The 21,644-nt window shown below is 71.7% G+C and carries 19 protein-coding genes and 1 riboswitch; of the genes, 10 read left to right on the forward strand and 9 right to left on the reverse strand.

Annotated elements, in window-relative coordinates; all coding sequences use genetic code 11:
* Positions 1–145 precede the first annotated feature (145 nt).
* From moeA to R4I43_RS18065, 5 genes are all read left to right on the forward strand, one after another.
* Entirely contained in the window at positions 146–1,381 is a 1,236-nt protein-coding gene (moeA, locus tag R4I43_RS18045; RefSeq protein WP_324266931.1) for a molybdopterin molybdotransferase MoeA, read from the forward strand.
* 99 nt (positions 1,382–1,480) lie between these two features.
* Positions 1,481–3,439, forward strand: coding sequence for a M48 family metallopeptidase (locus R4I43_RS18050; RefSeq protein ID WP_324266806.1), 1,959 nt, complete (start codon positions 1,481–1,483; stop codon positions 3,437–3,439).
* A 572-nt stretch (positions 3,440–4,011) separates the two neighbouring features.
* A complete protein-coding gene (locus tag R4I43_RS18055; RefSeq protein ID WP_324266807.1) occupies positions 4,012–4,725 on the forward strand; it encodes a phosphatidylserine decarboxylase in 714 nt (237 codons plus the stop codon).
* Positions 4,722–5,654 carry a CDP-diacylglycerol--serine O-phosphatidyltransferase gene (gene pssA, locus R4I43_RS18060; protein ID WP_324266808.1) on the forward strand — a complete coding sequence of 311 codons (933 nt, stop codon included), beginning with the start codon at positions 4,722–4,724 and terminating at the stop codon, positions 5,652–5,654. Before R4I43_RS18055 ends, pssA begins: the two co-directional genes overlap by 4 nt.
* Before the next feature lie 56 nt (positions 5,655–5,710).
* Positions 5,711–7,900 carry an AAA family ATPase gene (locus R4I43_RS18065; protein WP_324266809.1) on the forward strand — a complete coding sequence of 730 codons (2,190 nt, stop codon included), beginning with the start codon at positions 5,711–5,713 and terminating at the stop codon, positions 7,898–7,900.
* Positions 7,901–8,101: 201 nt separating this feature from the next.
* On the opposite strand, the gene R4I43_RS18070 is transcribed toward R4I43_RS18065, so the two are convergent.
* Positions 8,102–8,764, reverse strand: coding sequence for a LytR C-terminal domain-containing protein (locus R4I43_RS18070; protein WP_324266810.1), 663 nt, complete (start codon positions 8,762–8,764; stop codon positions 8,102–8,104).
* On the reverse strand, positions 8,764–9,066 hold the full coding sequence (locus R4I43_RS18075; protein ID WP_324266932.1) for a DUF3263 domain-containing protein: 303 nt from the start codon (positions 9,064–9,066) through the stop codon (positions 8,764–8,766). Before R4I43_RS18075 ends, R4I43_RS18070 begins: the two co-directional genes overlap by 1 nt.
* A 289-nt stretch (positions 9,067–9,355) precedes the next feature.
* On the opposite strand from R4I43_RS18075, the gene R4I43_RS18080 reads away from it, so the two are divergent.
* Both R4I43_RS18080 and thiC read left to right on the forward strand, forming a co-directional pair.
* Entirely contained in the window at positions 9,356–9,928 is a 573-nt protein-coding gene (locus tag R4I43_RS18080) for a peptide deformylase (RefSeq protein WP_324266811.1), read from the forward strand.
* 182 nt (positions 9,929–10,110) lie between these two features.
* A complete protein-coding gene (gene thiC / locus R4I43_RS18085) occupies positions 10,111–11,748 on the forward strand; it encodes a phosphomethylpyrimidine synthase ThiC (RefSeq protein WP_324266812.1) in 1,638 nt (545 codons plus the stop codon).
* A gap of 34 nt (positions 11,749–11,782) precedes the next feature.
* Here thiC and R4I43_RS18090 read toward each other — a convergent pair whose 3' ends face one another.
* Complete coding sequence (locus R4I43_RS18090) at positions 11,783–12,301, reverse strand: Uma2 family endonuclease (protein WP_324266813.1); 519 nt, start codon at positions 12,299–12,301, stop codon at positions 11,783–11,785.
* 67 nt (positions 12,302–12,368) lie between these two features.
* Between R4I43_RS18090 and thiD the strand changes: the two genes are divergently transcribed.
* Positions 12,369–13,193 carry a bifunctional hydroxymethylpyrimidine kinase/phosphomethylpyrimidine kinase gene (thiD, locus tag R4I43_RS18095; protein WP_324266933.1) on the forward strand — a complete coding sequence of 275 codons (825 nt, stop codon included), beginning with the start codon at positions 12,369–12,371 and terminating at the stop codon, positions 13,191–13,193.
* A 170-nt stretch (positions 13,194–13,363) separates the two neighbouring features.
* Positions 13,364–15,313 carry an FUSC family protein gene (locus R4I43_RS18100; RefSeq protein ID WP_324266814.1) on the forward strand — a complete coding sequence of 650 codons (1,950 nt, stop codon included), beginning with the start codon at positions 13,364–13,366 and terminating at the stop codon, positions 15,311–15,313.
* 101 nt (positions 15,314–15,414) lie between these two features.
* Here R4I43_RS18100 and thiG read toward each other — a convergent pair whose 3' ends face one another.
* From thiG to thiO, 3 genes are all read right to left on the reverse strand, one after another.
* The gene (gene thiG, locus R4I43_RS18105) at positions 15,415–16,179 is read right to left on the reverse strand and encodes a thiazole synthase (RefSeq protein WP_324266815.1); all 765 of its coding nucleotides are present in this window, start codon (positions 16,177–16,179) and stop codon (positions 15,415–15,417) included.
* A gap of 2 nt (positions 16,180–16,181) precedes the next feature.
* Positions 16,182–16,382, reverse strand: coding sequence for a sulfur carrier protein ThiS (thiS, locus tag R4I43_RS18110; protein WP_324266816.1), 201 nt, complete (start codon positions 16,380–16,382; stop codon positions 16,182–16,184).
* On the reverse strand, positions 16,379–17,497 hold the full coding sequence (thiO, locus tag R4I43_RS18115; RefSeq protein ID WP_324266817.1) for a glycine oxidase ThiO: 1,119 nt from the start codon (positions 17,495–17,497) through the stop codon (positions 16,379–16,381). The genes thiS and thiO overlap by 4 nt, the downstream gene beginning before the upstream one ends.
* Positions 17,489–17,596, reverse strand: a riboswitch (TPP riboswitch). Its footprint overlaps the gene before it by 9 nt.
* 71 nt (positions 17,597–17,667) lie before the next feature.
* Between thiO and thiE the strand changes: the two genes are divergently transcribed.
* A complete protein-coding gene (gene thiE / locus R4I43_RS18120; RefSeq protein WP_324266818.1) occupies positions 17,668–18,339 on the forward strand; it encodes a thiamine phosphate synthase in 672 nt (223 codons plus the stop codon).
* Between the two features lie 71 nt (positions 18,340–18,410).
* Here the strand turns inward: thiE and R4I43_RS18125 are convergent, their stop codons facing one another.
* From R4I43_RS18125 to R4I43_RS18135, 3 genes are all read right to left on the reverse strand, one after another.
* Positions 18,411–19,535 carry a S1 family peptidase gene (locus tag R4I43_RS18125; RefSeq protein WP_324266819.1) on the reverse strand — a complete coding sequence of 375 codons (1,125 nt, stop codon included), beginning with the start codon at positions 19,533–19,535 and terminating at the stop codon, positions 18,411–18,413.
* A gap of 166 nt (positions 19,536–19,701) precedes the next feature.
* Positions 19,702–20,454, reverse strand: coding sequence for a hypothetical protein (locus R4I43_RS18130; protein WP_324266820.1), 753 nt, complete (start codon positions 20,452–20,454; stop codon positions 19,702–19,704).
* Between the two features lie 195 nt (positions 20,455–20,649).
* A complete protein-coding gene (locus R4I43_RS18135) occupies positions 20,650–21,405 on the reverse strand; it encodes a GntR family transcriptional regulator (protein ID WP_324266821.1) in 756 nt (251 codons plus the stop codon).
* Between the last annotated feature and the right edge of the window lie 239 nt (positions 21,406–21,644).

Here is a 21,644-nt window from a genome sequence, read left to right on the forward strand (position 1 = left end):
TCTACGAAGGCCGCTCCCGACCCCGGAAAGTCCGCGCCCCCGGCGGGAAACCCGCACCCCCGCGGAGAAGACCGGCATTGTGCCATCCGCTCGCGCGCGAGCAATCCCACGCCGATGGCGACAGCGCGGGTGCCGATGACAGATGATGCGTGGCGTGTCGTCCAACAACCCCGCACACGAGCTGACGTCGGTCGCCGATCACCGCGCGAAGGTCGCCTCGCTGCTGACCCGCACGCCGGTCGAAACGCGCCCGCTGGAGAACTGCCTGGGTCTGGCGCTGGCCACCGATCTGGTCGCGCCGATCTCGCTGCCGCCGTTCAGCAACTCCGCGATGGACGGCTACGCGGTCCGCTCGGTCGACCTGACCGAGGCCGCCCAGGACGCGCCGGTGAAGCTGCCGGTGTCCGAGGACATCCCGGCCGGCCGGGTCGACGTGCCGCCGCTGCAGCCCGGCACCGCGCACCGGATCATGACCGGCGCCCAGCTGCCCCCGGGCGCCGACGCGGTCATCCCGGTGGAGCGCACCGATGCCGGCACCGGCACCGTGGCGCTGTTCGGCTCGGTGCAGCCGGGCGCGCACGTCCGCCGAGCGGGCGAGGACGTCGCCGAGGGGACCACGGTGCTCACCGCGGGCACCCGGCTGGGCGCCGCGCAGCTGGGCGTGGCCGCCGCCGTCGGCGTCGCCGAGCTGGCCGTGCACCGGCCGGTGCGGGCGCTGGTGCTGTCGACCGGGTCGGAGCTGGTCGCACCGGGCGAGGAGCTGCAGCGCGGGCAGATCTACGAGTCCAACGGGCTGATGCTGGCCGCCGCGGTGCGCGAAGCCGGTGGCGAGCCGACGCTGCTGCGGTTCGTGCCCGACGACGTCGACGCCTTCCACGCGACCCTGCAGGACCACCTGGACTCCGCCGACCTGCTGCTGACCTCGGGCGGGGTCAGCGCCGGGGCCTACGAGGTGGTCAAGGACGCCCTCGCCGGCAACGGCGTGGAGTTCGCCAAGGTCGCGATGCAGCCGGGGATGCCGCAGGGCTGCGGCCGCTACCGGGACGCGTTCGCGGTGGTCACGCTGCCCGGCAACCCGGTGAGCTCGATGGTGTCGTTCGAGGTGTTCGTGCGCCCGGCGATGCTGGCCGCCGCCGGGCACGCCACGACCTCGCGGCCCGCGCGGCAGGCCGTGCTGGCAGAAGCGTTGACCGCGCCCGCGGGCAAGCGGCAGTTCCGGCGCGGGGTGTTCGACCCGGCCACCGGGCAGGTCAGCCTGCAGGGAGCACCCGGTTCGCACCTGCTCGGCAGCCTCGCGAAGGCGAACTGCCTGCTGGCGATTCCGGAGGACGTGACCGGTTTGCCCGCTGGGTCCACAGTGGACGTGGTGTTGCTGGACTAGATCAAGTCGATATCGCTTGTCACACCGTTGTTGACGGTTGGACTTGCAGTCGCGAAGACTGCGAGCCCGACCTTCCGCTTCCCCTCCGGAGTTTTGCACGTGCGTGGCCCCTGGCGCGCCGCCTTGGCGCTGGCGTTGCACATCGGTTTCTTCGTCGTGTCCCTCGGCCTGGTCGCCGGCCTGCTGATGCTGGCAGGCATGACTTTCCGCCGCGACACCGTCGGAGGGCTGAAGGTCGCCTTCGCCGCCGTCGTCGTCGGCGCGATCCTGGTCATCGGTTTGCGCGCGGTGCTGCGCAACCGGGTCCGGCCGCGCGGCGTCCCGGTGGACCGGGTGAACCAGCCCAACCTGTGGCGCACCATCGACCAGCTCGTCGACGCCACCGATTCCCCGCTCCCCGACGAGATCCGCATCACCTCCGAGCCGCGCGTGACCGTCCGCGAGGACACCGCGCTGCTCGGCCTGCGCACCCGAACCCGCTACCTGGAGATCGGGTTACCGCTGCTGGCGGCGCTGACCACCGCCGAGCTCGGGGCTTCGCTGGCGCATTCCGTCGGCAGGCTCACCGGCCGCAGCAGGCTCGCCGTGACCGCGCACCGGGTGCTGGCCAGCGTCCAGCGCACCACCGACGGGCTCACCACCGGCCCGGTGAAGTGGCTGTTCGCCGGCTACGCGCGGGTGTTCACCGCGATCGCGTCCACCACCACCAAGGAGCTCGTGCTCGCCGGGGACGCCGCCGCGGTGCGCGTCTCCGGCAAGCGGACGGCGGTGATGGCGCTGCGCAAGTCCGTGGCGGTGGAGCTCGGCTGGCGGGACTACACCGACGAGTACCTCAGCCTGGCCGCCACCATCGGCCACGCCCCCGACGTGCTGCTGGGCTTCCGCAGCTTCATGGACCACCCCGCGCGCAAGCCCGCGCTGGCCGAGCGCGCCAAGCAGGCCATCGCCGAGGAGCGCGGCGAACTGCCGGTGCGCGCCCGGGTCGAGCTGATGAAGCGGCTCTCCTCCGCCGACAAGGAGGTCGACGAGCGCCCGGCGTTCGCGATCCTGCGCAAGCCCCGCAACGCGGTGCCCGAGCTGGAGGACCGCCTGCTGGTGGACTCGCTCGGCCCTCGGATGCCGTGGCCGGAGGTCGTCCGGCAGGCCGGCGCCGCGCAGGCCGCCGAGAAGGCCGCGCAGCTCAGCGCCGCCGCGCACCAGTGCGGGCTCGGCGTGGACGCGACGATCCAGGGGTTCCTCGCGGCCATCCACCGCGGCCACGGCCGGGACCTGATCAACCCGGTGCTCAACCCCGGCCTGCACCCCTCGACGATCGACCGGGCCGCCGAGGACACCCTCACCGAGCTGCTCGGGTGCACCGTCGTCGACGCGCTGATCTGCGCCCGCCGCGCGCACCACGAGCTGGACTGGGGCGGCCCGCCCGGGGTGCGGCTGGCCAACGGCCGCCCGCTGGACCCGGACCGGCTGGTCCGCCCGGCCGTCGCCGACCCGCGGCTCATCCCCGGCCTGCACCGGGTGCTGGTCGACCTCGGCGTCCCGCTGCACCACACCCGCGAGCCCGCCGAGGAACCCGAGCCGACGCTGGCCGGCATCGTCAGCCCCGTGCAGTGCTCGGGCGAGGCCTACGACCTGCTGGTCACCGACCGGGGCCTGCTGCTGCTCCCCAGCGACGCCAGCGCCGCGAAGCGCCTGCTCGCCGGCACGCTCGCGATGCTCCGCGAGGCCGAGGAGGAGCAGCTCAGCGAGCTGGCCTCGCGCCCGATCATCGACCTGCGGGACCGCCCCGGAGCGCAGTGGGTGGACAGCCGCGACGTCGCCAGCGCGCGGCTCGACCAGGACAAGACCGGCTGGGTGCTGGCGCTGGACCTCTACCTGGACGAGTACGCGATGTCGACGCTGGACGAGGTCAGCGTGGCCGCAGGCCGCGACGAGGGCGTCTCGGTGCTGAGCCTGCGCAGCACCGCCGACGGCGTCGAGCACGGGGACCCGTACCACGGGCTGGCCGAGCTGATGGGCGCCCGCATGGAGCTGGACGAGCCCGCCCTGTCCCTGGACTGAGGCGCAGAACAAAGAGGCCGTTCAGCGCCTCCCCGTAGGCGCCGAACGGCCTCTTTGATATCGGGTCCGTGCGCCCCCCGACGGCGCACGGCCCTCTTTTCGCGGTCCGCGACACCTGGCAAGCGAAGGTGCCGTTCCCGGACACGAAGGAGATGCACTGATCAACGTTTCGTGACGCGGTTTCTAGTGTAATTGAGTTCACAGCTTGTCCGTAGCCGCTATCGGAGGACGTTGGCGACGCATTTGGTGACTCCGCGTCAACAAAACGCCAGCTAGCCCCACGACAGGATGGCGGACATGTCGGGGACGGAAGAGGGGTCGCAGCGCGTTGCGCGGGCCAGGTGAGGAGTGGGCCACACCTCCCGCCGTTCACCCGTCCGTGTGACTCCAGCCCTGCTTGGCTGTAGCATCTCCGCCACGAGATACGTGCAGGTCAGACGCGTTGCTCTTGATCAACTGTGGCCCCTCGGCACAGCGGAGACGGGGCGTCCGCGATGCTGTACGTCAACGGCGCAGGCAGGACTACCGCGCCGCGCTGACATGACCTCCGACGCAGGGGCGCGACCACCTAGATGAGCAGCACCCAAGAGAACCCGCTGGCGCACCTGATCGCGCTGGCCAAGGACACCGTTCCGCCGATGCACCCGGCAGGCAGGCCGTTCGTCATCGGTGCCGCCGTCGCCACGCTGGTGCTGCGCCGCATCTGGCGCCCGCTGGGCGCGGTCGGCGCCGTGCTCACCGCCTGGTGCGCGTGGTTCTTCCGAGAGCCCGCCCGCACCACCCCGACCCGCGAAGGCCTGGCCGTGGCCGCCGCCGACGGCGCCGTCGCGCACGTCGAGAGCGCCGTCCCGCCCGCCGAGCTGGGCCTCGGCGATGCGCCGATGACCCGCATCAGCACCTTCCTGACCATCTTCGACGTGCACGTCCAGCGCGTCCCGGTCAGCGGCAGGATCGACAAGATCGTCTACCGGCCCGGCAAGTTCCTCTCCGCCGACCTGGACAAGGCCAGCGAGGACAACGAGCGCAACTCGATGGCCCTCCGCACCGAGGACGGCACCCGCGTCGCCGTCGTGCAGATCGCCGGGCTCGTCGCCCGCCGCATCGTCTGCGAGGTCGCCGAGGGCGACACCGTCACCGCCGGTGCCACCTACGGCCTCATCCGGTTCGGCTCGCGCGTGGACCTCTACGTGCCCGCCGACAGCAAGGTCCTGGTCGAGCCCGGCCAGCGCACCATCGGCGGCGAAACGCCGCTGGCCGAACTGCCCAGGGGGAAGCGCGAACGATGAGCATGCGGACCACCCCCGGCGTCCGGCTGCTGCCCAATGCGATCACCGTGCTGGCGATGTGCGCCGGCCTGTCGGCGATCCAGTTCGCCCTCAACGGGCAGCTGGACTTCGCGATCGGGTCCGTCGCCGTCGCCGCGGTGCTCGACGGCCTCGACGGCCGGATCGCCAGGCTGCTCGACGCCACCTCCAAGATGGGCGCCGAGCTGGACTCGCTGGCCGACGCGATGTCCTTCGGCGTCGCCCCGGCGTTGACCCTCTACGCCTGGCACATGCAGGACAACCGGGCCGGCTGGGTGGTGTCGCTGATCTTCGCGGTCTGCATGGTGCTGCGGCTCGCGCGGTTCAACACGCTGCTCGACGACGCCGAGCAGCCGCCGTTCGCCAAGGAGTTCTTCGTCGGCGTGCCCGCCCCGGCCGCGGGTCTGCTGGCGCTGCTGCCGCTCGCGCTGACCGCGCACTTCGGCTACCCGGGCTGGTGGGCCAACCAGCCGGTGGTGATGGTGTGGATGGTGCTGATCGCCGCGCTGGCCGTCAGCCGGGTGCCCACGCTGTCGCTGAAGACCGTCAAGGTGCCGCCGAAGCTCGCCGCTCCGCTGCTGGTCGGCGTCGCGCTGCTGGCCGCGCTGGTGGTGGTGTTCCCGCTGATCTCGCTGGCCATCGCGATGGTGCTCTACCTGCTGCACATCCCCTACGCGGTCTACCGCTACCAGTGGCTGTCGCAGCACCCCGAGGCCTGGGACGCCGCCCCGCGCGAACGCCGCGCGATCCGCCGCCGCAACCAGCGCCGCCTGGGCATCCGCCCGCCGCTGCGGCGCAGCATGGCTGGGGCGGCGCGACGCGTCCGCCTGCCCCGCCGCCCCACCGAGCCGGGGCACCCCCGCCGCAGCTGGCGCCGCCTGGAGCTCCGCCGCAACCGCGACGACTACTGAGTCCTCCGGTCCGTTGACGACGTCGCGCTCGGCCTTCAGCCGCTAAGGTCGGCGGGGTGGCTTCGATCAGCTTGACCGCGCGCGTGTCCACCTCCGCCCGCGACACCCGGCGCGGCGTCGTGCGACTGCACCCGGAGGTGCTCGACGCGCTGGGGCTCCGGCCGTGGAGCGCCGTGCGGCTCACCGGAGCGCGCGAGACCGTCGCGCTGGCCGCCGCCGCGGAGCGGACCTCGCCGACCGGGTTCCTGCTGCTCGACGACGTCGCGCTGCTCAACCTCGGGGTGACCGAGGGGTCCTCCGTCGCCGTGGCCCCCGCCCAGGTGGAGGTCGCCAAGCGGGTCGGGATCACCGGATCGCGGATGGCGCGAGCGACGGTGTCACCGGAGACGGCACGGCTGGCGCTGACCGGCAAGGTCTTCTCGCTCGGCGACGCGGTGTCGCTGCTGCCGCAGGACCTCTCCCCCGCCTCCTCGTCCCGCGCGGGTGAGGTCCGCAGGCAGATGTCCGCGGCGATCGGCTTGACCTGGACCAACGAGCTCATCACGATCGCCGCCACCGAACCGGCCGGAGCCGTGGCCGTGCAACCGTCCACGGTGGTCGAATGGCGGGACGGTGCGCCCGCACGAGAAACCCCCGCCGCACCGGAGGAGACCGCTGCTCCCGAGGCGCGCCCCGACGTGCCGGTGGCGGACCTGGTGGGTTCGCGCGACACCGCGCGCCGGCTGACCGAATGGCTGCGCCTGGCCTTCGACCAGCCCGAGCTGCTGCGCAGGCTCGGCGCCGAACCGCGGCTCGGCGCGCTGATCAGCGGCCCGCCGGGGGTGGGCAAGGCGACGCTGGTGCGCGCGGTGTGCGCCGACGTCGGCGCCGAGCTCGTCGAGGTCGCCGCCCCCAGCATCGCCGCGCTGGAGGCGCGCACCGCGGCGTCCCGCCTGCAGCAGGCCGTCGACCGCGCCACCGCCGCGGCGGGCAACCGGGTCCTGCTGATCACCGACGTCGAGGCGCTGCTGCCGGAGTCCGACCCGCCGCCGCTGGCCACCGTCGCGCTCGACGCGATCCGCGGCGCCATCGGCCACGACGCGCTGGCGGTGATCGTCACCAGCGCCAACCCGCAGTCGGTCGATCCCCGGCTGCGCGAACCCGGCCTGGTCGACCGCGAGCTCACCATCGGACTGCCCGACGACACCACCCGCGCCGACCTGCTCGGCGTGCTGCTGCGCGGGGCGCCGCTCGAGGAGGACGTCCGGTTCGCCGAAATCGCCGAGCGCACACCGGGTTTCGTCGTCGCCGACCTGATCGCGCTGTGCCGGGAGGCCGCCTTGGGCGCCGCGCTGCGGCACCGCGACGCCCCCGCCGACCCGCGGATCTCCCGGCAGGACCTGCTCGACGCGCTGTCCTCGGTCCGACCGATCTCGATGTCCACGTCGGACAACCTGCAGACCGGCGGGCTCACCCTCGACGACGTGGGCGACATGACCGAGGTCAAGCAGGCCCTCACCGAGACCGTGCTGTGGCCGCTGCAGTACCCGGATTCGTTCACCCGCCTGGGAGTCGATCCGCCGCGCGGCGTCCTGCTCTACGGGCCGCCGGGCTGCGGCAAGACCTACCTGGTGCGCGCGCTCGCGGGCAGCGGACGGCTCAACGTGCTCACCGTCAAGGGCGCTGAGCTGATGGACAAGTGGGTCGGCGAGTCCGAGCGCGCCGTCCGGGAGCTGTTCCTGCGCGCCCGGGGCGCTTCGCCCGCCCTGGTGTTCCTCGACGAGGTGGACGCGCTGGCCCCGCGACGCGGCCAGTCCTCGGACTCCGGCGTCGCGGACCGCGTGGTCGCCGCGCTGCTCACCGAGCTCGACGGCGTCGAGCCGATGCGCGACGTCGTCGTGCTGGCCGCCACCAACCGGCCGGAGCTCATCGACCCCGCGCTGCTGCGCCCGGGTCGCCTGGAACGCCTCGTCTACGTCCCGCCGCCGGACGCCGACGCCCGCCGAGCGATCCTCGCCGCAGCGGTCAAGAACACCCCGCTGTCCGACGACGTCGACCTCGCGTCCCTGGCCGGAGCCCTCGAAGGCTACTCAGCCGCCGACTGCACGGCCCTGGTCCGCGAGGCCGCCCTCACGGCCATGCGCGAATCCCTCACGGCCACCGAGGTGACCGCCACCCACCTCACCGCGGCCCGCAAGGCGGTGCGCCCCTCGCTGGACCCCGCCCAACTCGAAACCCTCGCCAACTACGCCAGCACCCACCAGTGACCCAGGGGAGTCGAATTTCGCGCGAAGTTCGAGCCCGAACTCCAGCACTCGAATTTCGCGCGAAATTGGAAACCCCCAGATCAGAGCACTCCGGGACGCGGGTTGCCCAGCCTGCGGGGATGAGACGAGAGCCGGGTTCGAACTTCGCGCGATATTCGAACCCGATCGTCGAGAGTCGAACTTCTCGCGAAATTCGAGTGGTCACTTGCCGACCGAGGGGCCCTTGTAGTCGTTGGTGATGATGGCGATCAGGCCTGGCGTGGCGTCCTGTATCCCGTCGAAGCGGGCGTCGGCGCGGGCGCCGATCCGCGCGGCGAGCTCCTCGGCCTGCCGCTCCTCGTCGGTGCCCGGCCGGAAGTAGACCGTGGTGGTCGGGATCTTGCCCGCCGAGTAGTTGCCGACCTCGGGCACCTGGTACCCGGCCTTGCGGAGGTCCTCGGCGGCCCGGTGCGCCAGCCCGGAGATCGTCGAGTTGTTGTAGACCCGCACGATGATCTGCTCGCTGCCCTTGCCGGAGCCGACCGGGATGTCCTGCGACTGACCGGAACCCGGGGCCTGGACGTTGCCGGAGCCAGGCTGGGTGGTCTGCGGCGGCTCGGCCACCGGCGGCTGCACCGCCGGGGGCTGGACCGCGGGCGGCTGCACCGGCGGTGCGACCGGCGGCGGGGCGACCTGGGACGGGGCGGGTCGCGGCGACTGGACCTGCGAGGTGGGTTCCTGCGGCAGCGGCTGGGCGGTGTCCGAAGACTCGCCGGACATCAGGGTCACGGTCCCGAACACGGCCGCGAGCACGCCGACCCCGATCAGACCCAGGCCGATCAGCTTGGCCCCGCCGGGCCCGCCGGACGGTTCCCCAACACTCATCAGTGCAACTCGATTCCCAGTCGTTGAGCGGCCCTCGCGCGCTGCCGTGCCGCCCGTGCCTTGCGCAGTCTCTTGATCAGCATAGGGTCCGCGCGGAACGCCGCGGGAGAATCCAGCAGCGTGTTGAGCAGTTGGTAGTACCGCGACGCGGACATGTCGAACAGTTCCCGGATCGCGACGTCCTTCTTGCCCGAGCGCTTCCACCACTGCGCTTCGAAGGCGAGGATCCCGAGGTCCCGATCCGTCAGCTCCCGATCGGCCGGGGCCGGTTCTCCCCCGGGCGGTTCGACGATCCGCTCGATGGGCTGGGTGATCGGGTCGGCCAGGTGCAACCGCCGCCGCTCCGGTGCGGGCGCGCGCCCGTGCGTGCGCGCGAGTTGTTCGCACTGACGGGCGATCTCCTGCGCGGTCAGCATCTGGGCGGCGTCCATCCGACTCCTCGCCTCGCGATTCGGTCGCGGAGAATCACACGGCTGTCATTCCCGGCTCAATTGAACCATGCCTCGATCCGGACGGGGAGCCGATCGCACCCCCGGTTCGCGCGCAAGAGCGCCCCGGGTACCTCACCTGCGGGGCCGATAGAGTCCGCGCATGGCTGTTCACCCCATCCGCGTCTACGGCGACCCCGTGCTGCACAACCCGACTCGCCGGGTGGAGCACTTCGACGAGGAGCTGCGGACCCTCGTCGAGGACATGTTCGAGACGATGGCCGCCGCCAACGGGGTCGGGCTCGCAGCCAACCAGATCGGCGTCGACCTGCGCCTGTTCGTCTACGACTGCCCGGACGACGAGGGCGTGCAGCACCGCGGCCTGGTGGTCAACCCCGAGCTGACGACCTCGGAGGTCCCGGAGACGATGCCCGATCCGGACGACGACTGGGAGGGCTGCCTGTCGGTGCCGGGTGAGTCGTACCCGACCGGCCGGGCGAGCTGGGCGAAGGTCACCGGGTCCGATGTGGACGGAAAGCCGGTGGAGGTCGAGGGAACGGGGTTCTTCGCACGCTGCCTGCAGCACGAGACCGACCACCTCGACGGCTACGTCTACCTGGACCGGCTCACCGGCAGGCACGCCCGGGCGGCGAAGAAGATGATCAAGCGCAACGAGTGGGGCGTTCCCGGCCTGAGCTGGGACCCGGCGGAGATGGGCGACCCCTTCGCCGAGTGAGGGTGCCGCCGTCCGGATAAAGCTGTTGTCCTCGACCACCTTCACCCCGTAACCTCGGGCACTGCACAAATCAATCCGCGGGAGCTCGCACCAACAGCGGGCTGAGAGGGCGGCTGGAGAACTCCGGGGCCGCCGACCGCACGAACCTGACCGGGTAATGCCGGCGTAGGGAGTGGACGGCAGTGGCCGACGTGTATCCGAACGCATCCGGAATCACCACGGGACCCATCGAGGGATCCCGAAAGGTCTTCAGCAGCACCGAATCCGGGCTGCACGTGCCGTTCCGCCGCATCGAGCTGACCAACGGTGAGCACCTCGACGTCTACGACACGTCGGGGCCGTACACCGATGACGCCGCCACCGTGGACGTCCACAGTGGTCTGGCTCCGACGCGCGCGGGATGGCGGGACGGACGCGAGCACAACACCCAGCTGGGCTGGGCGAAGGCGAGCGTGATCACCCGCGAGATGGAGTACATCGCGCACCGCGAGGGGGTTTCGCCGGAGTTCGTCCGCGACGAGGTCGCCTCGGGCCGCGCGGTGATCCCGGCGAACCGGTGCCACCCGGAGAGCGAGCCGATGATCATCGGCAAGAACTTCCTGGTCAAGGTCAACGCCAACATCGGCAACTCGGCGGTCACCTCCTCGGTCGAGGAGGAGGTGGAGAAGATGGTGTGGGCGACCCGCTGGGGCGCCGACACCGTGATGGACCTGTCCACCGGCAAGCGCATCCACGAGACCCGCGAGCGCATCCTGCGCAACTCCCCGGTGCCGATCGGGACCGTGCCGATCTACCAGGCGCTGGAGAAGGTCAACGGCGACCCGGCCTCGCTGACCTGGGAGATCTACCGCGACACCGTGATCGAGCAGTGCGAGCAGGGCGTGGACTACATGACCGTGCACGCCGGCGTGCTGCTGCGCTACGTGCCGCTGACCGCCCAGCGCGTCACCGGCATCGTCTCGCGCGGCGGGTCGATCATGGCAGCCTGGTGCCTGGCGCACCACCGGGAGAGCTTCCTGTACACGCACTACAGCGAGCTGTGCGAGATCCTGCGCGCCTACGACGTGACGTTCTCGCTGGGTGACGGGCTGCGGCCGGGTTCGATCGCCGACGCCAACGACCGCGCCCAGTTCGCCGAGCTGGAAACCCTCGGCGAGCTCACGCACATCGCCCGCGAGCACGACGTGCAGGTGATGATCGAGGGCCCGGGTCACGTGCCGATGCACAAGATCGCGGAGAACGTGCGGCTGGAGGAGGAGCTGTGCGGTGAGGCGCCGTTCTACACGCTCGGTCCGCTGACCACCGACATCGCGCCCGCCTACGACCACATCACCTCCGGCATCGGCGCAGCGATGATCGCCCAGGCCGGTACGGCGATGCTCTGCTACGTCACCCCGAAGGAACACCTCGGCCTGCCGAACCGGGACGACGTCAAGACCGGCGTGATCACCTACAAGATCGCCGCGCACGCCGCCGACCTGGCCAAGGGCCATCCGCGCGCCCAGGAGCGCGACGACGCGCTGTCGCAGGCGCGCTTCGAGTTCCGCTGGACCGACCAGTTCAACCTGTCGCTGGACCCCGACACCGCTCGGGCCTTCCACGACGAGACGCTGCCCGCGGAACCGGCGAAGACCGCCCACTTCTGCTCCATGTGCGGCCCGAAGTTCTGCTCGATGAAGATCACCCAGGACGTCCGCAAGTACGCCGAGGAGCACGGCCTGACCAGCGTCGAAGCCATCGAGGCGGGCATGGCCGAGAAGTCCGAGGAGTTCACCCGCACCGGCGGCGAGGTCTACCTCCCGATCGCGGCCAACGACTGACACCACGAGGGGCGACTCCGGGCGGAGTCGCCCCTCACGTCAACGGCACGCTCCGCCGCACCAGGTAGGAACGACCGGACGGGGCGGAATGCAGGTACGACATCGGACCTTCCTCCGCGAAGAGGTCGACGAGGATGAAGTGCGGAACGCCGGCCAGCGCATATCTCGCCGGCTTGGTCGTGCGATCGACGTCGGCCGTCCGCTTCGAGGTGACCTCGACGGCGAGCAGCAGGCATCGCGCCGGAGCCGGGTAGTCCGCCTCGCGCAGCCAAGCACGCGGGACCACTGCGATGTCGGGAACGAAGAGACACCGCTCCTGCGGGATCTGCACGGCCAAGGCCTGGAAGACACCCCAGTCGCCCGGCGTCGCCCGAACCAGGTACCGGTGCAGCAGGTTGATGATCACGCCGTGAGTCGAGTCATCCGGCGGCGCCACGACGACGGTCTCGTCGATGATCTCGGCGCGCCAGGCCTTGTCCGGCAGGTCCAGGGTCTTCCACGTGCCGATCAGATCCGCCCAGGTCGTGTAGGACGTCAGCGAGACCTCGTCCATGGTTGAACACCCTCCGCAGTCATTCGATGCGGAGAGCACTCGACGTAGCATTTCGGGAATGCATGAGATGACCGCTCCGCCCACCGCGCTGACGATCGCCGGTTCGGATTCCGGTGGTAGCGCCGGGATGCACGCGGACCTGCGGACCTTCTTCGCCTGCGGGGTGCACGGCATGACCGCCGTGACGGCGGTGACCGTGCAGAACACCACGGGCGTGTCCGGCGTGGTGGAGGTCCCGGCGGAGACCGTGGCCGCGCAGATCGACGCGGTCGCCTCCGACATCGGCGTCGGCGCGGCCAAGACCGGCATGCTGGCCTCGGCGGCCACCATCGACGCGATGCTGGCGGCCTGCGACCGGCACGGCATCGGCCGGGACGGCCGCACGCCGTTCGTCGTCGATCCCGTCGCCGCGGCGCGCAGCGGGGAGCCGCTGCTGCACCCCGACGCTCTGGACGCGCTGCGCAACCGGGCCTTCCCCCGGGCCACGCTGGTCACCCCGAACCTCGACGAGGTGCGGCTGCTGACCGGCATCGACGCGCGCACCCGCGACGACCTGCTGGACGCGGCCAAGGCGATCTACGACTTCGGCCCCGAGTGGGTGCTGATCAAGAGCGGCCACCTGCCCGACGACCCCGAGTGCGTGGACCTCCTCTTCGACGGCACCGCCGCGCTGCCGCTGCCCGGTCCGCGCTACGCCACCGAGCACACCCACGGCGCCGGTGACGTGTTCGCCTCGGCGATCACCGCCGCGCTGGCGAAGGGAGCTTCGGTGCCGGACGCGGTGCGCGGCGGCAAGCGGTTCGTCACCCGCAGCGTCGCCGACGCCTACCCGCTGGGGTCGGGCGTCGGGCCGGTGTCGACCTTCTGGCGGATCAGTCCTCGCTCGTACTGACCAATCAATAGGGTGATTCTCACCCCCACCCCGTAACCCGATAGGTACTACTCGTCGACATATGTTCGAGAGGGGCGTAATCCCAGGGCGCGGAACCTGGAGCGCGGCGAGGGACGACAGGGGTTTGCGAGAGCGTGGCTAGAGCGGTGTTGACAAGGGCGCGGGGATGGATGGCCACCGAGGCGGGTGCGCCGGATCCCCGGCAGCGCCAATACGTGCTGCTGGTGGTCGTCGCCGTGATCGCCGGAACGTTCGTCGGCTGGTTCTTCGAGCTGGAGACCCCGGTGCTGCTGGGCGCGCTGACCACGGTGCTGGCGCTGACCGCCACCAGCGGTCAGGCGCTGCGCTCCGACCTGCGCAGGTTCATGTGGCTGACGCCGGCGCTGGTGCTGATGATGGCCGTCGGTCCGATGCTGACCAAGGTTCCGCTGCTGGCCGGGATGGCCGTGGCGATCGTGGTGTTCGGCACCGGGATGCTGCCCGCGCTGGGTGAGCACTACCGGATCGGCGGGCAGATCTTCGCCGCCGCGACGCTGGTGACCACCACCACCGGCATCGGCAACGACCAGCCGTTCCTGATCCTGCTCGCCTCGACCGTCGCCGGTGGGCTGTTCGCGCTGCTGCTGCGGGTGATCGTCGGACTCGGCGATCCCGGGCACGCGACCCGCGTCGCGGTCGCGCGGACGCTGCTGGTCCCGGGCCCCGGCGTGCTGGAGTCGGCCGCCGCCGCGTGGCGGGCCGACGGTTCCAGCACCTGGCTGGGACAGGTGCTGGCCGGGTCGGCCCGCTTCCGGGCCGCCCGCGAGACGCTGCTCGCGCAGGCACAGCAGAGCGACCGGATCGAGGCCGAGCGGCTTCGCGACATCGTCGCCGAGGCCGATCGGGTCGCCGCCGAGCTCGCCCGCGCGATCCGCTCCCGCGCCTGCACCGGGCTGCCGATGGCCGCCCGCCGCGATCCCGCGCAGGCCGTCGTCGCCCGCGGCGGCCGGCAGGACCTGCCCGACGCCGTCGCCGGTGTGAACCAGGGCCTGGACCGGATCCGCGCGGCCGTGGTCAACCGCGACGAGACCCCGGTCCCGCCCGCCGAGGACGGCGCGCTGCGGGAGCGGTTGGTGGGCGCGGTGCGCGCGCACCTGTCGTTCCGGTCCTCGCTGTTCCGGCACGCGCTGCGCTGCACGCTGGCGGTCGCGGTCGGCATGGTGATCGTGCTGCTGCTGCGCGACCCGTCGGCGTCGAGCCTGCTGCTCGCGCTGTACGTGGTGCTGGCGCCCGCGGCGCGCGACAGCATGACCGGCGCCCTGGAGCGCACCGGTGGTGCGGTGCTGGGCGTGACGGCGCTGGCCATCCTGATCACCCTGCTGCCGGGCGCCTACCTGCTGGTTCCGCTGGTCATCGGCGGGATGCTGCTGAACATGCCGAGGTTGCGCGCCGAGTACCAGGTGGTGCTGGGCTGCCTGATCGTGATCACCGTCGTGGACCAGGCGATGGCGCTGGACCGGCCGCTGGTCAACGTCGGCATCAGCTTCGCCGCCAACACCGCGGTGGGCGCGGCGATCGCGCTGATCGTCGGCTACGTGAGCTACCTGGTGCTGCCCAGCAGCATCGTCCCGGACGTGCGCGGCGCGGTCCGCTCGACCGTCTGGTCGGTCTCGGAGCTGCTGCGCAGCGTCCGCGCCTCCGGTCAGGGCGCGGACCTGCCGAAGGCCCTGCAGGCCGCCAACGTCCTGGCGCTGCGCCGCACCCAGGACCTGCTGGGCATGCCCGCGCTGCTGGACGGCACCGGCGAGGAGACCGACGACAACCACGCCACCCGCGCCGCCGCGATCGCCCTGGACGCGCTGCGCCAGGACGTGGCCACGCTGGCCTTCCGGCCCGCTGACGAGCGCAAGGTCGCGGTTCCGGCGCTGCGCTCGGTGGACGACCTGCTGGGCGGCAAGTCCACGGCCAAGATCCCCGACATCCCGGCCAGCGGCGCCCCCGCCTCGGAGCTGCTGGCGAGCTCCCTGGTGGAGAACGCCCTGCACGCCCGCCAGGCCATCGACCGCACCTTCGGCTACGACAACCCCTGGAAGAGCTACACGATCAGCTTCGTCCGCCCCGAACGCCTCCACATCCGCTGAGCGGGGAGTTCGAATTTCGCGCGAAGTTCGACTCCCGCGAGGCCGGGTCGAATTTCGCGCGAAATTGGAATCCGCACCGCGCTCGGACGCGTTCTTGCCGGTCAGCCCATCGGGGTGCCGGGGCTGGAGGCTTGGGCCCAGAAACGCTGGGGGATCCTGCCCGCCTGGGAGGCGAGGCGTCCCGCTTCGACCGCTGCTCGCATGGCCGTGGCCATGCGCTCCGGGTCCTGGGCCCGGGTGACCGCGGTGGCCAGCAGGACGGCGGAGCAGCCGAGCTCCATCGCCAGGGCGGCGTCGGAGGCCGTGCCGATGCCCGCGTCGAGGACGATCGGGACGTCAGCGCGGGAGACGATCATCTCGATGTTGTGCGGGTTGCGGATGCCCAGGCCGGTGCCGATCGGCGAGCCCAGCGGCATGACCGCCGCGCAGCCCACCTCCTCCAGCTTCAGCGCCAGCACCGGGTCGTCGTTGGTGTACGCCAGGACGACGAAGCCCTGGTCCACCAGCTGTTCCGCCGCGTCGAGGAGCTCGATCGGGTCGGGCAGCAGGGTTTCCTCGTCGGCCACCACCTCCAGCTTGACCCAGTTGGTCTCCAGCGCTTCGCGGGCCAGCTGGGCGGTGAGCACCGCTTCGGCCGCGGTGCGGCAGCCCGCGGTGTTGGGCAGCGCCTCGATGCCGAGCTTGCGCAGCAGGTCCAGCACGCCGGTGCCGCCGCCGGCGTCGGCGCGCCGCATCGCGACGGTGGTCAGCTCGGTTCCGGACGCGATCAGCGCGCGCTCCAGGACCGAGAGGTTGCCCGCCCCTCCGGTCCCGGTGATCAATCGCGAACCGAACTCGCGCCCGGCGATCACCAATGGGTCGTCCACGGTCACCCTCCTTGCACTGCGGTGAGGACTTCGATGGTGGCGTCGGCGTGCAACACCGTGCCAGGCCACGACGCGCGCGGCACCACCGCGCCGTCCAAGGCCACCGCCACGCCCTTCTCCGGCACGCCGAAGTCGTCCAGCACCGACGCCAGCGTGGCGTCGGCGGCGGTCTCTCGCGCCTCGCCGTTGATCACGACCTTCACTGCTGCCCTCCCAAACGGCTCGGGTCGGTGGCCTTGATGAGCGCTCCGGGGTCGTCGCCGCGCAGCAGCGCCAGCACCGCGTCGACGGTGACCGGTGTGAGCAGGAACCCGCCCCGGTGGTGGCCGGTGGCGGCGAGCACGCCCGGCTCCAGCCAGCCGATGACCGGCAGGTTGTCGGCGGTGCTCGGGCGCAGCCCGGCGGTGGCTTCGAGCAGCGTGTACTCGGCGATGCCGGGCATCACGGTCTCGGCGTCGGCGAGCAGGTCGCGGACGCCTGCGACGGTGACCTCGGTGTCGAAGCCGACCTCGTGCTGGGTGGCGCCGAGCACGACTCCCCCGTCGTCGCGCGGCACCAGGTAGCAGGGCCTGCCGCGGACCGGGCCGCGCACGGTGCGGGTCGGCGGCGGCAGCGCCGTGGCGCGCTTGCGCAGCCGCAGGATCTCGCCCTTGACCGGGCGGATCGTCCCGGCCAGCGCGGGGTGCAGCGAGCCGGAGTGCGCACCCGCGGAGATCACCGCGACATCGCACTCCACAGTGGACTCGGCGAGCTCCACGGCTCCCGGCCGGACCCGCTCGGCGCGTTCCCGGACGAACTCCACGCCCGAGGCCTTCGCCGCCGCCTGCAGCGCGGTCAGCGCCATGCGGTTGTCCACCGCCAGATCACCGGGGATCTCCAGCCCGCCGCGCACCGACGGGCCCAGCACGGGTTCGCGCTTGCGCACCTCGCGGCCGGTCAGCCGGGTGACGCTGCGGCCGAGCCCGGCCAGGTGCCCGGAGACGTTGTCGAGCTCTTCGCGGTCGGCGCCGTCGACGCCGATCATCAGCGTGCCCTCGGTGCGCAGCCCGGACGGCAGTCCGGCGGCGCAGCTGAGCTCCTCGGCGAAACCAGGCCAGCGGGTCAGCGACGTCGAGCCCAGCTCGAGCAGTTCTTCCTCGCCCGGCCAGGCCTCGGCGAGAGGTGCGAGCATCCCGCCCGCGACGTACGAAGCGCCGGAGGCGGGTTCGGGGTCGACCAGGCTCACCCGGTTCCCGGCCGCGGCGGCCCGCCAGGCCACCGAAAGGCCGACGACTCCGCCGCCCACCACGACGACATGATCAGTTCGTTTCTCAGACAACTCCACGCTCCCTGCGCCGGCATGACCCGGATCAGGTTCGACGGTCGGAGCCCTGCGCTCCCTCTCAGCCCGGTCCGCCGGGCTCCCGTGCTCACCACCATCCACCGTACCCGCCCGCAGATCACGACGTCAGCAGCTGGTCGGCGAATCTGCGGGCTAGGCTGGAGGGCATGCCTGGATTGGACGGCTTCGGCATTCGCGCCCGCCTCGGCGAGGCGAAGTTGTACCTGTGCACCGACGCCCGCAGCGAGCGAGGTGATCTCGCGGAGTTCGCCGACGCGGCCCTGGCGGGTGGTGTCGACATCATCCAGCTGCGGGACAAGAGCCCGAACGGCGCTCCGCTGGAGGCCCGCCAGGAGCTCGCCGCGCTGGAGGTGCTGGCCGAGGCGTGCGTCCGGCACGGCGCCCTGCTGGCGGTCAACGACCGCGCGGACGTCGCGATGGCCGCCGAGGCCGACGTGCTGCACCTGGGGCAGGACGACCTGCCGGTGGACGTCGCCCGCCGCGTCGTCGGCGACCACGTGGTGGTCGGCCGGTCCACGCACGACATCGCCCAGGCCGACTCCGCTGCCACCGAACCGGGCGTCGACTACTTCTGCACAGGCCCGGTGTGGACGACGCCGACCAAGCCCGGACGTCCGGCCGCGGGCGTCGAGCTGGTCCAGCACGCCGCCGAGCACCGGGGGCACGGCCGTCCGTGGTTCGCCATCGGCGGCATCGGCCCGGACAACGTCGACGAGGCCGTCAAGGCCGGTGCCGAGCGCATCGTGGTGGTCCGCGCGATCACCGACGCCGAGGACCCCGCGGCCGCGGCCCGGGACCTGCGCTCCCGCCTCCCCTGATCCGAACGCGAACGACCCCCGGGAGCTGGTCCCGGGGGTCGCGCGGTTTCAGCTGGGAACTCCCGAACCGGTCACTGGGTCAGCAGGGAGACGCCGTAGGCCGACAGCGCTTCGCCGACGGGCTGGAAGTAGGTCGTGCCACCGCTGGTGCAGTCGCCCGAGCCACCCGAGGTCATGCCCTGAGCCTGGTCACCGGAGATGAACGAGCCACCGGAGTCGCCCGGCTCGGCGCAGACGTCGGTGCGGGTCAGGCCCTCGACCGTGCCCTGCTCGTACTGCACGGACTGGTTCTTGGCCTGGACCGTGCCGCAGTGCCAGCCGGTGGTGGAGCCGGAGCGGCAGATCGACGCGCCCTCGGCGGCCTCGGTGGAACCGGCCACGGCCTGGGTGCCGCCGCTGTAGTTGTTCACGGCGGGCTGCGGGGTGTCGTCGGGGCCGACGGAGATGTAGGAGTAGTCGTCACCGGGGAAGGACGAGCCCTCGAAGGTGCCGCTGGGCTCGGTGGTGGTGTCACCGGCGCCGCCGCAGTGGCCCGCGGAGACGAAACCGCCGTCGACGGCGAAGCCGACGGAGCAGCGGGCGCCGCTGCCGATGTAGTAGGCGTTGCCGCCGACCACGTCCATCAGCGTCTTGGGCTGCTCCTGCGACTCGACGACCTGCACCGCGCCGGCCGGCGCACCGGTGGCCTGCGCGAACTGCGCGGCCTCGGCGGCGGCACCGGGCTTGACGGTGACGACGACGGCGTTCTGCTTGCTGCTGGCGTACCAGCCGGTGACGCTCTTCGGCGCCTGCGCCTTGCTCGCGTTGAGGCCGTCGACGACGCCGCTGAGCTGCTTGGCGCTGAAGGCGACCTGGCGGACCTCGGCGCCGGCGGCGCGGACCTGCTCGGAGCGGGCGGCGTCGGTCACGCCGACCACGAGCTTGCCGGTCGCGGAGTCGAAGTGGGCACCGCCGAAGGAGTCGGCTAACGCGCCGCGCAGGTTGCTCTCGGTGCGCTGGGCGGCGGATTCGAGCTGGAGCCGGTCGAGGGCCTGCTGCTCGGTGAGGCCGAGGTCGCGCTGCATCGCCTCCAGCAGCGTACCCGCCACCGGGGCTGCGGTGGGTGCGGTAGCGGTGGCAGGCACGGTCAGCGCGGCGACCGTGCCCGCGGTGACCAGAACGGCCCCGGCAATGCGAGCCGCGAGTCTACGTTTCATCTCGTGTCTCCCTTGTAGTGACCTGATCTCTCAAGGCCCCGTCGCCGGTCCAGTATCAGATTCCCTCAGGGAAATCACATCCAGCTTTTAGCGCAATGTGCGCAATACAACTCCCATTGCTCGCTGATCAACTCTGGAATGACGATCATTTCACCATTTTTCGCACTTATCCGAGCGGCAGTCCCGGAACCGCCGACTCGGGAGCCGGTTGCGTCGTCGAGGATTCCGCTGGGGGAGAAGCGGTTTCGGTCGGCTGCGTCGTCGGCGGCGCGCTCGGCGCGGGCTGCTCGCTGGTGCTCGGCGGAGCGGATGGTTCCGTCGACGGCGCTTCGCGAACCGGAGTCGGTTCGCTGGTCGTGGGCTCGGGCCGCTCGGTCTTGACCGGAGCCCGCGGCGCGGGCTGCAGCACCTGACCGAGCGTGGTGCCGTCGCCGCCGGAGAGCGGGCGGCCGGTGACGCCTTCGAAACCCGTGACCAGCAGCATGCTCACCGCGAACACCGCCGCGCAGGTCGCGCCGACCAGCGCCCAGCGCCCCCACCTGCGACGCGGCACCGGCGGGGAGAGCACGGTCCGGGCGTCGATCAGCTCGGTGGCCGGTTCCTCGACGGCCTCGCCACCGGGCCACTGCAGGCCGGTGACCTCCAGCTTCCGCGTCGCCTCCTCGGTGCCGAAGATCTGCCCGGGCATCGGATGCCCCAGCTGGGTGCGACGTTTCCGCAGCTCAGCGGCCTTAGCGGCGGCGACCGTCGCCTTCTCCCTGGTCTTCTCGATCGACCGCTGGTACAGCGCGCCGCCCACCGTGATGATCACGCTGGTCAGACCCGCGCCCACGACGGTTCCGGCGACCCCCAGCCGCGAACCCAGGAACGCCGCCGTCACCGACGCCAACGCCGCGCCACCGACCTGGGCCGGCGACACCTGCGTCTTCTTCTCGCTCTGCTTCTCCGGCTGATCGTCAGCCGAAACCGCTCCGCCCCTCGCCATTTCCCTCACACACGCAATTGGAGGCACTCACTCTGCAACACCCAACGCGCGTGCCGGGCCGGATTTCTCCCCACCCACCTCTTTCGTGAGTACTCCCACGATGTGTAACGAAAAACGGTGCCACTGGAATCAGGCCGGCGGATTCAGCCGCGCGACGAACTTGTACCGGTCGCCGCGGTAGATGGAGCGGACCCATTCGACCGGGCGGCCCTCGGTGTCGAAGGAGTGCCGGGACAGCAGCAGCATCGGCAGGCCGACGTCGGAGCCGAGCAGCTCGGCCTCCTCCGGGCTGGCAAGCGCGGTCTCGATGGTCTCCTCGGCGTGCCCGAGCTCGACGTCGAAGGTCTCCCGCAGCACCTGGTACAGCGAGCCGCCGGACTCCAGCCTGGCGGTCAGCCCCCGGAAGCGGGTCAGCGGCAGGTGCGTGGTCTCGATGGCCATCGGCTCGGCGTCGGCCAGGCGCAGCCGGCGCAAGCGCAGCACGGCGGAACCCGCCTTGGTGCCCAGCAGCACCGCCAGCTCCTCGTCGGCGGCCTCCTCGACGACCTCCAGCAGCCGGGAGGTGGGCTGCCTGCCCTGGGCGCGCATGTCCTCGGTGTAGGAGGACAGCTGCAGTCGCTGGGCGACCTTCGGCTTGGCGGCGAAGGTGCCCTTGCCCTGCACGCGCAGCAGCCGGCCCTCCACGGTCAGCTCGGCCAGCGCCTGGCGGACCGTGGTGCGGGAGACGTCGAACTCCGATGCCAGCGAGCGCTCGGTCGGGATCGGCGAACCGGGCGGCATCGATCGCAGCAGGTCCAGCAGGTGCTGCTTGAGCCCCCAGTACTTGGGTTCCCGTGGCGCGCGTCCCTGCGAATCCGCCCCGCCGGACACGGTCGTGTCGAGCATCGTTCCTCCTACCCGCCGCAGCCTGACCACCGAGCATGCCCGACCGCGCGGCCACGCGGAACGCGTCTCCGGCAGATCGTGCGCGCTGATCAATTCAGACTTTGGTGTGCGAGCACACTAACGCCGATTCCTGTTGACAATGAGTGTCGCTCACCACAATCCGTGACGCGCTCGCGGTCGCGGTGAAGCCGACCATCGGACGAACGAAGGTGCTCCGCGGTTCCGGACCGGGTATAATT

The organism is Saccharopolyspora mangrovi (assembly GCF_035320975.1).
Classification (GTDB): Bacteria; Actinomycetota; Actinomycetes; order Mycobacteriales; family Pseudonocardiaceae; genus Saccharopolyspora; species Saccharopolyspora mangrovi.

Coding starts and splice junctions, on each gene's coding strand:
- R4I43_RS18125 (WP_324266819.1), bottom strand. CDS start 19,535: ATGAAACGTAGACTCGCGGCTCGCATTGCCGGGGCCGTTCTGGTCACC.
- thiE (WP_324266818.1), top strand. CDS start 17,668: ATGCCTGGATTGGACGGCTTCGGCATTCGCGCCCGCCTCGGCGAGGCG.
- R4I43_RS18070 (WP_324266810.1), bottom strand. CDS start 8,764: ATGAGTGTTGGGGAACCGTCCGGCGGGCCCGGCGGGGCCAAGCTGATC.
- thiD (WP_324266933.1), top strand. CDS start 12,369: ATGACCGCTCCGCCCACCGCGCTGACGATCGCCGGTTCGGATTCCGGT.
- R4I43_RS18080 (WP_324266811.1), top strand. CDS start 9,356: ATGGCTGTTCACCCCATCCGCGTCTACGGCGACCCCGTGCTGCACAAC.
- moeA (WP_324266931.1), top strand. CDS start 146: ATGCGTGGCGTGTCGTCCAACAACCCCGCACACGAGCTGACGTCGGTC.
- R4I43_RS18090 (WP_324266813.1), bottom strand. CDS start 12,301: ATGGACGAGGTCTCGCTGACGTCCTACACGACCTGGGCGGATCTGATC.
- R4I43_RS18135 (WP_324266821.1), bottom strand. CDS start 21,405: ATGCTCGACACGACCGTGTCCGGCGGGGCGGATTCGCAGGGACGCGCG.
- R4I43_RS18100 (WP_324266814.1), top strand. CDS start 13,364: ATGGCCACCGAGGCGGGTGCGCCGGATCCCCGGCAGCGCCAATACGTG.
- R4I43_RS18055 (WP_324266807.1), top strand. CDS start 4,012: ATGAGCAGCACCCAAGAGAACCCGCTGGCGCACCTGATCGCGCTGGCC.
- pssA (WP_324266808.1), top strand. CDS start 4,722: ATGAGCATGCGGACCACCCCCGGCGTCCGGCTGCTGCCCAATGCGATC.